Origin of the sequence: Stenotrophomonas sp. SrG, assembly GCF_050031795.1 — a bacterium.
GTDB classification, from domain to species: Bacteria; Pseudomonadota; Gammaproteobacteria; order Xanthomonadales; family Xanthomonadaceae; genus Stenotrophomonas; species Stenotrophomonas rhizophila_A.
Genome location: NZ_JBNBBE010000004.1, coordinates 44,049 through 55,259, shown reverse-complemented (window position 1 = coordinate 55,259; position 11,211 = coordinate 44,049). Strand labels below are relative to the sequence as shown.

At 66.5% G+C, this 11,211-nt stretch carries 9 protein-coding genes; all 9 read right to left on the bottom strand.

Annotated features, from left to right (window positions below; genetic code table 11):
- Positions 1-152 precede the first annotated feature (152 nt).
- The 9 genes from hglS to ACQG3P_RS05045 all read right to left on the bottom strand — a co-directional run bounded on the left by hglS (position 153) and on the right by ACQG3P_RS05045 (position 11,087).
- Entirely contained in the window at positions 153-1,517 is a 1,365-nt protein-coding gene (hglS, locus tag ACQG3P_RS05085; protein WP_426804382.1) for a 2-oxoadipate dioxygenase/decarboxylase HglS, read from the bottom strand.
- A gap of 241 nt (positions 1,518-1,758) precedes the next feature.
- Positions 1,759-2,313: a hypothetical protein gene (locus ACQG3P_RS05080; protein ID WP_426804381.1), complete on the bottom strand. Its 555-nt coding sequence runs from the start codon at positions 2,311-2,313 to the stop codon at positions 1,759-1,761.
- Positions 2,314-2,317: 4 nt separating this feature from the next.
- Positions 2,318-3,067, bottom strand: a complete 750-nt coding sequence (locus tag ACQG3P_RS05075; protein ID WP_426804380.1) for an HAD family hydrolase — start codon at positions 3,065-3,067, stop codon at positions 2,318-2,320.
- A 95-nt stretch (positions 3,068-3,162) separates the two neighbouring features.
- Positions 3,163-3,579: an EF-hand domain-containing protein gene (locus tag ACQG3P_RS05070; RefSeq protein WP_426804379.1), complete on the bottom strand. Its 417-nt coding sequence runs from the start codon at positions 3,577-3,579 to the stop codon at positions 3,163-3,165.
- A gap of 219 nt (positions 3,580-3,798) precedes the next feature.
- Entirely contained in the window at positions 3,799-4,176 is a 378-nt protein-coding gene (locus ACQG3P_RS05065) for a hypothetical protein (protein WP_426804378.1), read from the bottom strand.
- A gap of 59 nt (positions 4,177-4,235) precedes the next feature.
- Positions 4,236-4,967: a M15 family metallopeptidase gene (locus ACQG3P_RS05060; RefSeq protein ID WP_426804377.1), complete on the bottom strand. Its 732-nt coding sequence runs from the start codon at positions 4,965-4,967 to the stop codon at positions 4,236-4,238.
- A complete protein-coding gene (locus ACQG3P_RS05055; RefSeq protein ID WP_426804376.1) occupies positions 4,921-6,537 on the bottom strand; it encodes a serine hydrolase domain-containing protein in 1,617 nt (538 codons plus the stop codon). Before ACQG3P_RS05055 ends, ACQG3P_RS05060 begins: the two co-directional genes overlap by 47 nt.
- A 4-nt stretch (positions 6,538-6,541) precedes the next feature.
- On the bottom strand, positions 6,542-9,541 hold the full coding sequence (locus ACQG3P_RS05050) for a TonB-dependent receptor (RefSeq protein WP_426804375.1): 3,000 nt from the start codon (positions 9,539-9,541) through the stop codon (positions 6,542-6,544).
- A 61-nt stretch (positions 9,542-9,602) separates the two neighbouring features.
- Complete coding sequence (locus tag ACQG3P_RS05045; protein ID WP_426804374.1) at positions 9,603-11,087, bottom strand: transglutaminase-like domain-containing protein; 1,485 nt, start codon at positions 11,085-11,087, stop codon at positions 9,603-9,605.
- Positions 11,088-11,211 lie beyond the last annotated feature (124 nt).

Here is an 11,211-nt window from a genome sequence, read left to right as displayed (position 1 = left end):
GAACGACCGCCGATAACGATGCAACGTCCGGTAACGCATGACCCCGGGCAAAAACAAACGCCGTCCCCGCCGGAGGTCATGCCACAACCGAACGCGGAAAATTCCACGGCGGTCGATTGGGATGCGACCCTACCGGCGCATCCCATTGCCATTTAGATTCGGAGACTATCGAGCGACTCTTTCTGCAGGCGCTCGTAAATCACGAACTCGTCCTCTACCTTCATGCCCAGCGCCTGCTCGAACGCATCGCGGTTGGCGTGAGCAGCGTACGCGCGCTGTTCTTCCCCGCCGAGGTTGGACTGGAAGATGCCCGCGGCACTGACCGGCAGGAAATCTTCGTAGACGATCGGGTCGGCACTGGCCAGCCCTGCCGCTACCAGCGCTTCGGCCGGCAGGTCGCCCACGGCGGCCGGGTTGGCGCGGCCGGCGTCCGTGAGGGCGTAGCGGTAGTAGCCCAACCCTTCGCGGCGCAGGGTGTCGTGGTCGTCCGGGAAGGCGGTGAAGGCTGCGGCCAGGCGCGTGGGGTAATCCTGCCCGGTGCTGCCGGCGCCGCCGGCATCGCGAGCCTGGGCCAGCAGCTGGTCGTACAGCGCGCGGCCCTTGGGGGTGAGGGCCAGGCCACGCTGTTCGATCTCGCCGAAGCGCGCGGTATGGGTACCGGCATCGGCGCCTTCGCCGTCGGGGAAGTTCACCGTTTCCTCCAGCGCCTTGAAGCTGGTCTGGCGCAGCAGGATCGGACAGCGCCGCGGCGGCGGGCCTTCGACCACGGCCTTGGCATCGATGCCACGGGCCAGCATGCCGGCCTGCGCGGCGTCGATGTCCAGCGTGCGCGGGGTGAGGTGGTTGATGTGCGGGCCACGGAAGCTGACCACGTCGGCCACCAGGCGGTGGGCGTTGCTCAATGCCTCGTAGGTGGCCAGCGAGACGGTGGCATCGCTGTGCCAGCGGAAGGTTTCCAGTGCGGCCAGCACGAAGCGGCGGGCATCGTTCTGGTCCAGGCCGCCTTCGCGCTCTGCCTGCTCGATCAGCGCCAGCGCGTCATCGGTGAAGATGCGGCGGCGCACGAGGATGCGCGCGGATTCGTCGCGCAGGGCTTCGTCTTCGATCAGTTCCAGGCGCAGCAGCGAGGTGAACACGCGGAACGGGTTGGCGGCCAGCGCCGATGCGGTGCGCGGGCGGAAGGCGGTGGAATGCACTGGCACGCCGGCCACGGAGAGGTCGTAGTAGCCGATGGGGTACATGCCCATGACGGCGAACAGGCGGCCCAGGGTGGCGAGCTCTTCGGCAGTGCCGACGCGGATGGCGCCGTGGCGCTCCTGCGCCAGGCGGCCGCGCTCGTCATTGCGCTCGAGCTGCTCAGCCAGTGCCGGGTTGTCGGTGAGCACGGCATCGTTGATCTCGGCCACCAGGTCGACCAGGGTGCCGTACAGCGGCACTTCGGTGCGGTACATGGTGGACATGGCCTGGGCGAACAGGCTGCGGATATCGTCGGGTGAAACGAAACGGTCGGCGCTCATTACGTACTCGGCAACGGATCACGGGGAACAGCAGGTGCCCATTGTCGCCGAGGTGGGCCGTACCGGGCGAGGTGCACAGCAGCATTGGGGGGAGTGCCCCACGCGATGCATGGATGGGTAGGGTTGGTTCCCAAACGACCGCCGATAACGGGTCAACACCCGGTAACGCATGACCGACGAGCGGAGCAGGAGCCGTCCCCGCCGAAGTTCATGTAGTCCGGCGCAGATGGGGCCTGGAGGGTCAGCGGGCGCGTCTGGTTTCGGCTTCTGCAGCGGCTTTGTCGCGCTGGGCGCGGTCGCCGAGCTGGCGCTTGAGGGTGGCGTCGAGGGTGACCGGGCGGTCCCAGTGGTCGTGGCTGGCCACGATGGCGTGGCGCAGGGTGCGCCAATGCGTGTTGCTGGGGGTGACCGGCATGTTGGTCACCATGTCGGCCCAGCGCTTGTCTTCGCCTTCGTCGGGCACGAAGCGCGACCAGGCCTGCACGGCGTCCCGGCAGGAGCGCTCGGTGGCCTTGGCCCAGAAGCAGGCGAAGTAGATGTCGCCCGCCTGCCAGCCATGGGTGTAGAACAGCGCGGCGATGTAATCGCGCGGGACACTGGCGTAGCGCGCTACCTCGTCGAGGAAGCTCTCCGGGTAGCGCTCGGCGTAGTGGTTGATGTCCTGCAGCTGGTCATCCACCCAGGCGTCACCGGTGTGGACCTGGTAAGCCTGGGATTTTTCCGGGGTCTGCTGCGCGGCCGCCAGCAACGGCAGCCACAGCAGCAGGGCAACCAGCAGCAGGCGCAGGCGCTTCACCGGTTCAGCCGCCCGCCGCCTTGGCTTCAATGGCGCGCAGGGCCTGCGGCCAGTCGAACGCGGTGGCCGCTTCGACCATGCGCGGCTCGTCGGCGGCCACGCCATGCTGGGTTTCATGTGCCCAGGTCACCGCATACGGGGTGTGGATGCCCCAACCGCCCAGGGTGACCACCGGTTCGATATCCGAGCGCAGCGAATTGCCGACCATGACGAAACGCTCCATCGGCAGGTCGAACTCTTCGAGCACGCGCGCGTACGTTTCCGGATCCTTCTCGGACACGATTTCGATGCGCGGGAACAGATCGCGCAGGTTGGCGACCTTGATTTTGGCTTCCTGGTGGAACAGGTCGCCCTTGGTGATCAACACCACTGGATAATCGCGGGCGATTTGGGCGACGGACTCGCGCACGCCATCGATCAGCTCCACCGGGTGGCGCAGGGTGTCATGGCCGATGTCGAGGATCAGCTGCAGGTCGCGTGCGGCAATGGTCTTTTCGGTGATCTCGATGGCCGCTTCCAGCATCGACAGGGTCATGCCCTTGACGCCGTAACCGAACACGCCGAGGTTGCGCTGCTGCACCTCGAGCAGGTGGCGCGCGGTGGCGGTGTCGTGCACGTCGATGTAGCGCGACAGGATGTCGAGGTAATCCTGTTCGGCCTTGCGGTAATAGTCCTCGCTCTTCCACAGCGTGTCGTCACCGTCAAAACCGACCAGACCGATGGCGCCGGTGGGCGCGGGCATGGAGGTCATCATCGGGCAAGGATACCAAGCGGAAAAGAAGGAAGGGCGGCCCAAGCCGCCCTTCCAGGCCATTCACCGTTGTCCAGCGGTTTCAGGCAGTTGCGTGGTTACCGGCCCGGGGCGGCGTTGCCGCCGGCTGCGGCGCCCTGCTGGGCGGCGACGTAGGCTTTGTACTCGTCCGGGGTGAGCTTGCCGTCTTTGTTGCTGTCGGCCTGGTCGAACACCTGGGCAAGGCCTGCGTTCACCTGGGCCTCGCTCTTGCTGATGGCGCCGTCACCGTCGGTATCGACGCTGGCCCAGGTCTGGCCGCCACCGCCGCCGGCCTGCGCCGAGGCCTGGGCGGCCGCGCCGGTGGCCGCATCTGCCGCCTGGTCTGCCTGCGCCGCCGACTGCTGGGCCTGCGCGGCCTGGGTCTGGGCCTGCGCGGCACTCTGCTGTGCGGTCTGTGCCATCGCCGGAATGGCCAGCACACTGCCGGCGGCGACGATCAGGGCGATCAGGGGCTTGCGGTTGCGAATAGTCATTGGGTGGTCTCCTTGTGGGATGTTGCGCGGCTCGTTGTTTTCCGCACGACCCCACACTGACACCCCGTTTGTGAATCGACCTTGCCCTGCAACCGGCCTGCGCACACAGTCTTAACCACACGCGCGCAGCGCTCCGTTACCCCTGCGGTTACGCGCAGGTGAGCGGTTGGTAAGACGATCATTCAATGGGCCCGGATTTAACCGGATGCGAACGAAAACTCAGGGGTTGCTGGCGTTTTTTTCGCCTGAGCGGGAACTGAATATCAGCCAGCCCAGTGCAACACCGCCCAATGCACCAGCCACTTCAATCACCACGCGCGAGCCCAGTTCGTTCGGATCGTGGATGGTGGCCAGGAACAGGCGTGCATACAGCGGCGACTCCAGCCGCATCATGCCCATGTAGAACAGGTTCCAGGCATCGATGCCGGCGGATGCGGCCACGGACATCACGCAGGCCCAGCCAATGGCATGCCCGTCCGACCACCTCGCCCAGCGGCACACCCGGTGCCACAGTGCGTACACCAGCAGGCCGACCAGCAGGGCGATGAGCCCGGCTTCCAGCGTGCCCAGCAATCCAAAGTGCAGCGGCAGGTTCATCGTGGTCCGGGCGTTGGGGGAGCGCGCATTGTAGCGGCGCGCCGCCCGGACGCAGGGGCTCAGCGCACCGGCACGTCGAAGGCGGTGGTCGGGCTGGGCTCGGGGGTGAGGGTGAAGTGCCACCATTCCTGCGGATAGTTGGCAAAGCCCTGGCGCTGCATGGCCTGCAGCAGGGTCTGGCGGTTGCGGTACTGGGTGGGGGTGATGTCGGGCGCGTTGGTATGCGCGCGCGGGCCGAAGAAGTCGAAGTCGGTGCCCATGTCGACCACGCTGCAGGGGTTGCTGCGGCAGTCGAGCAGGCCCAGGTCGACGGTGGCGCCACGGCTGTGGCCGGAGGTTTCGGCGATATAGCCGCCCAGCAGCGCGGGTTTGTCGAGACTGGGGTACTGCTGCGCCTTGCGCGACTGCTCCAGCGGGTCGTTGGCCCAGTCCACGAACGCCCGCACCGACTGCGCCGGGCGGTAGCAGTCGAACAGCTGCAGGCCGTAGCCGTTGGCGCGCAGGTCGGCTTCCACCTCGGCCAGCGCCTTGGCGGCCGGGCGCAGCAGGAAGCACTTGGGCGCTTCGTAGCCGGGCACCGGGCGGCCGGTGAAGTTATTGCTGCCGGCGTAGCGCATGTCGAGTTTGATATCCGGCGCCAGCGCGGTGATGTCGACCAGGCCGGCCTGCTCGGCGGTGCGCACCAGGGCGATGTGGACCGGCTGGGCCGAGGCCACTGCGGGCGCGGCCAGGGCGAGCAGCAGGCTAAGGGCAATCGCCGATGCGGGTGAAGTGCAGGTCCTGGTAGTCATAGCTGAAGTCGATATCCGGATCGATCGCGCTCAGGCGGAGCGTGGGCGGGGTGCCTGGCTCCACCTGCAGCCAGGGTTCTGCATCCGCCCCGAGGGTATCCCACTGCACCAGCCAGCGGGTATCGAGCTGCATCACGGTTCCGCGCAGTGTCGGCGATTTGTCCACGCTGAAGCGCAGGGTGTTGTTTTCCGGGCAGAGGCGGGCCTGGCCCAGCCAGGGGTCGCGATAGAGGCCTTGCACGGCTGCGGGATGGTCGCCACCGCGTAGAGCCACGCCCTGCGTGGCTGCGGGATGGTCGGCGCTGCTCAGCCACGCATGGCGTGGCTCTACGGGTTTGCGCGCGCTCGTATCGGAGCGCACATGGCCCGCCGCATGGCGGCTGGCTGTTTCGGCCTGCAACTGCGCGGCGTAGCTGGCTACGGTCTGCTTCTGCGCCGGGGCGGTGTAGTGCTTCAGCGCGGCCTGCATCAGCACGGTGCGCGCATCCTCGCCTTCGCCGTTGATCAGGATCACCACGCCCACCTTGCGGTCCGGCAGCAGCGCGAGCGAGGAATACATGCCCGACAGCGTGCCGGTGTGGGCGACCTTCCACTGCCCGTCCATGTCCGACAGGCGCCAGCCGTAGCCATAGGCGGAGAAGTGCGCGTTGTCCCAGCGGCGCTGGCGTTCGCCGAGCGGCATGGGCATGTGCGCGGTCCACGGCGCGCGGCGCTGGGGTTCACTGAGCCAGCCAGGCACCCGCGTGGGATCCAGCAGCACCTGCATCCAGCGGGTCATGTCGCGCAGGCTGCAGCGGATGCCGCCGGCCGCCATCGAGGTCAGGTCCGGGGCGACGTCGGAATCGGCGTTGACGACCACGTTGCCACTCCCGCGCCGGGCATGCGGTTGCGCCACGTTGCCCACCTTCGCCACCGACCACGTGCCGGCCTGGCAGCGGGTCATGCCGAGCGGGATGAACACTTCCTCGCGCAGCAGCTGGTCATAGGGTTTGCCACCGGCAGCCGCCGCCACTTCGCCGGCCACCACGTACATCAGGTTGTCGTAGGCGTAGCCGCTGCGAAAGCTGGTGACCGGCGTGAGATGCTCCAGGCCGGCAATGATGTCGGCGCGGGTGAACGCATTGGGTTCGGGCCACAGCATCAGGTCGCCCGCGCCCAGGCCGAGCCCGCTGTTGTGGATGAGCAGGTCGCGGACCTGCATGTGTTCGGTCACCCACGGGTCGTGCATGCGGAACTGCGGCAGGAACTTGGTCACCGGGTCGTCCCAGGCGAGCAGGCCACGGTCGACCAGCCGCGCCAGTACAGCGGCGGTCATCGCCTTGCTGTTGGAGGCGATCTTGAACAGGGTGTCGGCGTCGATGGGCTCGCCGCTGCCGGCGCGGCGTTCGCCGGCCGTGTGGATGTAGACCACGCGGCCGTCGTCCACTACGGCCATGGCCAGGCCCGGCAGCGCGTAGTGCTGCCGGGCCTGGTCGAACATCGCCTGGAAGCCTGGCTCGGCGGTTGCGGCGCTGGCCGAAAAGACCAGCCCCGCCGTCGCACATACCACCCACCGTTTCAAGGCGTTCATGCCCTCAATAGTTCCACGTCACCGTGAGCTGGGCATAGCGCGGCGACTGGAACCCGGTGCCGTAGCCGTACAGCGGGTTCGGCGTGCCGATGCTGTCCTGCGGCTCGTAGTCCTGGTCCACCGACACGATGCGCTGCTGGTTGAGCACGTTGTACACGGCCAGCTTCAGGCTGATGTCCAGAGGCACCGGCACCTTGTAGGCGATGCTCATGTCCAGGTCGTAGGTCCACGGCGTACGGCCATCGCCGGCACGCGGCGAATGCACGAACACACGTTCGGACGGTACGCTGGACTGGCAGTTGGACACGCACACGAAGTAGCTGTGGAAGTCGGTGGCGTCATACGGGTTGCCGGCGCCAAAGCGGGTGATCGGGCTGCCGGACTGGATGCCCAGCGTGGCGGCCACGGTCAGGTTTTCGGTCACCGCGTAGCTGCCACGGAACTTGAACTGGTGGCGGCGATCGTTGGCGAGGTAGCCGTAGCCACGGTAGTTCACCCACGGATTGTCGAAGTTTTCGGTACGGCCCGAATCGGCGAAGTCGGTATCGGAATTGACCGGGCCTTCGGCGTTGCCCTTGCCGTAGGCCAGGGTGTAGGACGCGTTGAAGCCCCACTTGCCATCCCACGCGCGGTCGACCTGCAGTTCCAGCGCCTTGTAATCGCGCTTCGGCTTGACCCAGCCGCGCTGGCCAACATAGTTGCCATCATCGTCATACAGCGCCCAGCCCTCACGGGAAGTGTCGATGTTGATCCAGCCGTCATTGCTGCCATCGCAATCGGTGTCGCCCCACACGGTGTTGGTGCGGCCCGGGTTGCCCATGATCCACACGCTGTCGACCGCACCGCACTGGCCGGTGGCGGTGATGTTCATGTCGTCAATCGCGTTGTTCAGGCGGCGATAGGTGACGCTGGCGCCGACCGACCACGATTCGCTGAGCATGTGCTGGAAGCCCAGGATCGCTTCATCCTGGTACACCGGGTCCATGTCGCGGTTCACCTCGGCGCGCAGGTCCGGCACGCTGCCATCGCCCTGCGAGTTGTCCACCGGGCCGATCTGGCCGCCCAGCACCGGGATGTTGTTTTCGCCACCGGAGTAGCCGAGGAACTCGTACCAGGTGCGCTCGTCCAGGAAGCCGCCCGCCTGCTTGATGTTGATGACGTTGGCCACCGGCAGGAAGTAGCGGCCCAGGTTGCCGAACACCTTGGTGGTGCCATCGCCCTTGACGTCCCAGGAGAAGCCGAGGCGCGGGGCGAACATGTTGTCGATCTTGATGTAGCTGTCGCCGTCGCCGCCCTTGTTGTCGAAGCCTTCCACGCGCGCGCCGATGTTCAGCAGCAGGTTGGGCGTGACCTGCCAGTTGTCTTCGAGGTAGTACGCCGAGTTGATGGTTTCGAACGAGCCGGCCACTTCATAGCGGCGGGTGCGCGCGACCAGGCCGCTGGCCGGCACGGCACCGCCGTTGAGCGAGCTGCCGGGAGTACGGTAGTAGATGTCGTAACGCAACCCACCCGGACCCGGGTACGAGCGCTCGTAATCGGAGGTGTTCTCTTCGCGATCCAGGCCGAAGCGCAGCAGGTGGTCACCCAGGGCCCACTCGAAGTCGGCGCGGGCCGCCTTGCGGGTATCCAGTGCCGCTTCCACCTGCGAACTGCTGGTGCAGCTGCGGTCGCCTTGGAGGTCGGTGGGAACGCCCTGGCTGGCGGTGCGGTTATCGAACACGCGGTTGCAGTTCTGGTCCATCAGGCTGCTCTGCGAGCGGTTGCGCTTGTTCTCGCCATACATGAGCTTCATGGTCAGGTCGTTGTTGACCTGCCAGCTGTAGGTGCCGGACCAGTTCTTGCCGCCTACGGTGTTGTAGATCTGGTTGGTGCGGTCGCCGACGATGTCGCCAGTGGCGTAGTCGTACTTGTAGACGTCGGTGATGGTGTCGCTCTTGTCGGAGAAGCCGAACAGCGACAGCATCTGGTTGTCGGTGATCTGCCAGTCCAGCTTGCCGCCCCAGAACGGGTCGTCAGCCTTTCCGCGGTTGAATACGGTGCCGGCGTCGTTGGTGGAGTTGGGCTCGTAGTCGCGCGCCTCGTACATGCCGAAGAAGAACAGCTTGTCCTGCACCAGCGCGCCGGAGGCGAACACGTTCAGGGCGCTGCGCGAGTAGTCATCCTGGCTGGCGGTGATGTAGCGGCTGCCGTTGCTGTCGTAGCGGTCGCGTGCCTGCGACTGCCAGGCACGTGGTTCCACCACCAGCTGGGCGCCGGTCTGGAACTCATTGGTGCCCGAGCGGGTCACGGCGTTGATGACGCCGCCGGTGCTGCGCCCGAACTCCACCGAGTAGCCGCCGGTCTTGACCTGGAATTCCTGGTAGAAGCCGAACGGCACCGATGAGAAACCGACCCGGTTGTAGAAGTCGGTGACGTTCAGGCCGTTGACGTAGACGGTGTTTTCCGCGACCGACGAGCCGCCGAAGGAAATGCCCTGCCCGCCCAGCGAGCCCTTGCCTTTCACCGCGCCCGGGGCAAGCAGCGCCACGGCGGTGATGTCACGGTCCACCGGCAGCCGGAGCAGTTCTTCGCGGGTGATGTTGGTGGCCGATTCGGTGGAGCGCACGTCCACCATGTTCACCACCTGCGGGGCGCGCACCTGCACCGCGCCCAGGGTACTCACGCCGCTGACCGGCACGTTCACCGTGGTGGCGTTGCCCAGGGTCACATTGACCTGGCCCACGCGAGCCGGGGCGCCGCCGGCCACAGCCACTTCCAGGTCATAGGTGCCCACCGGCAGCAGGGGAATGCGGTAGCTGCCGTTGGCATCGGCGCGCACCGAGCGCACGAAGCCGGTGGCAGGATTGCGCACCGTGACGGTGGCACCTTCCAGTTGCTGGCCCGGTTCGCTCAACAGCCTGCCGGCCACCGAACCGTCCTGCGCCATCGCTGCCGGTGCAACGACACCCAGGCACGCACCCAATGCGACGCATAGCGCCGCCCGCTTCAAACCGTTCGCTTTCATTCCCTGCTCTCTCCTTCAAGGGTGAAAAATTAGTGTTGATCACCCCACCAACGGTGGGGTGCTACCGCGGCGTGGCAGGCACCACGTGCGACTGGAAGTCGTAATTCCATTGATCGAAGTACAGGTTGCCGCCGGACCATTCGACTTCGCCGCGCTGCGAATCCACGGTGTCCGAGCGCGGGTACTGCTTGGCCGGCTGGAACGGCTGCTGGAAATCGTCGTTGAAGGCGATGCGGTAGGCATCGAGCCCGCCGAAGTAGAAGTCGCGCAGCGCCGGGTCGGCGCTTTGCAGGCGGCCGGTGGTGACATCCATCGGCACCCAGCCATACGGGGCCAGGTACAACGCGCCCCAGTCGTGCAGGTTGTTGTAGCCCACCGCGTCGTCCGAATAGACCATGCCGGACTGCCAGCGCGCGGGGATGCCGTTCATGCGCAGCAGCGCGATCAGCAGCAGCGTCTGCTGGCCGCAGTCGGCATGGCCGGCGTGCAGGGCGTAATCGCTGATGTTGGAAATGGTGGAGTATTCGCGGGCGCCGGCCCACGGGATCTGGTCCACCGCGTCGAACAGCTTCTGGGCGATGCGGTACGGGTTGGTTTCATTGCCGACCACGCGCTGTGAGAACGCGCGCAACGCCGGGGTGAACACCACGTGCGGTGGCTGTTCGGCCAGGTAGGGTTGCAACGCCGCATCGGCCGGCGTGGGCAGCACCTTGGCCGGATCGATCTCGATGTGGCGGGCGTAGACGGTGACGGCGTAGCGGATCTCGAAGCGGGTCGGCTTGCCTGCCACGGCCTTCTGCTGCAGGTGGACGGTGCGCTGCTGGGCGGTTTCGGGCGCGATCACCGCGCCACTTTTGGGCCCGATCCAGCTGATGTCTTCCTGCTGGCCAGGAATGGCACGCGGGTAAGGAATCCATGCCTGCAGCAGCTCGCCGGCGGGCACGGCATCGGGTTTGACCGTGATCGACTGGGTGACTTCCACACGGCGCGGCACCACGCTGCGGGTGCCGCTGGCCTTGGCCGCCGCGATTACTTCTTCATGGTGCGGGGCGAGGTTCTCGTACGGGCCATCCACCGGCAGTGGGACGTTGGGTGCGCGGCGTGCCTTGGCTTCGGCGCTGACCCGGAACAGGTTGGCTGGCGCGCGCTTGAAGTAGCGGCGTTCACCGTCGATATCCAGGTGTTCGATCAGGCCGGCGGCATCCCAGCGCGCGAACTCGTCATCGCGCAGGTCCGGGATCTGCTTGCGCACCAGGGCCTTGGCGGCGGCCCCGTCCAGGGTGAAGTCCAGCCGCATGCGGCGCATCCGCTCGCGCTGGAACGCATAGGCGGCACGTGCCTCTGCGCTGAGCGCGGGGTCGTTGATGGCCGCAGCGATGCGGGCATCGGCAGCGGCAAAGTCACCGTGGTCTATCTGCGCCACCACCGCATCCAGCGCCGGACCCTGTGCCCCGGCCGAGGCAATGCCCAGCAGCAGGCACGCCGTTGCGGCGCGCTGGGCGAAGGTCGAGGCAGGAGAACGCGGTTTGCGTACGGGCAGATCCACGGCGACACTTCCCAAGGTGCAGGTGGTAATCGCTGTGTAACACGGGCCTGACAGGTGGTCAATAATTTATTCTTGCTTTCGCTGGAAAAAGGAATAAATATTCCTGACGCTTTCGAGGAGGGTG

Bases quoted from the DNA above. Each gene is read 5' to 3' on its own strand.
- hglS (WP_426804382.1), bottom strand. From the start codon at position 1,517: ATGAGCGCCGACCGTTTCGTTTCACCCGACGATATCCGCAGCCTGTTC.
- ACQG3P_RS05075 (WP_426804380.1), bottom strand. From the start codon at position 3,067: ATGATGACCTCCATGCCCGCGCCCACCGGCGCCATCGGTCTGGTCGGT.
- ACQG3P_RS05070 (WP_426804379.1), bottom strand. From the start codon at position 3,579: ATGACTATTCGCAACCGCAAGCCCCTGATCGCCCTGATCGTCGCCGCC.
- ACQG3P_RS05065 (WP_426804378.1), bottom strand. From the start codon at position 4,176: ATGAACCTGCCGCTGCACTTTGGATTGCTGGGCACGCTGGAAGCCGGG.
- ACQG3P_RS05060 (WP_426804377.1), bottom strand. From the start codon at position 4,967: ATGACTACCAGGACCTGCACTTCACCCGCATCGGCGATTGCCCTTAGC.
- ACQG3P_RS05055 (WP_426804376.1), bottom strand. From the start codon at position 6,537: ATGAACGCCTTGAAACGGTGGGTGGTATGTGCGACGGCGGGGCTGGTC.
- ACQG3P_RS05050 (WP_426804375.1), bottom strand. From the start codon at position 9,541: ATGAAAGCGAACGGTTTGAAGCGGGCGGCGCTATGCGTCGCATTGGGT.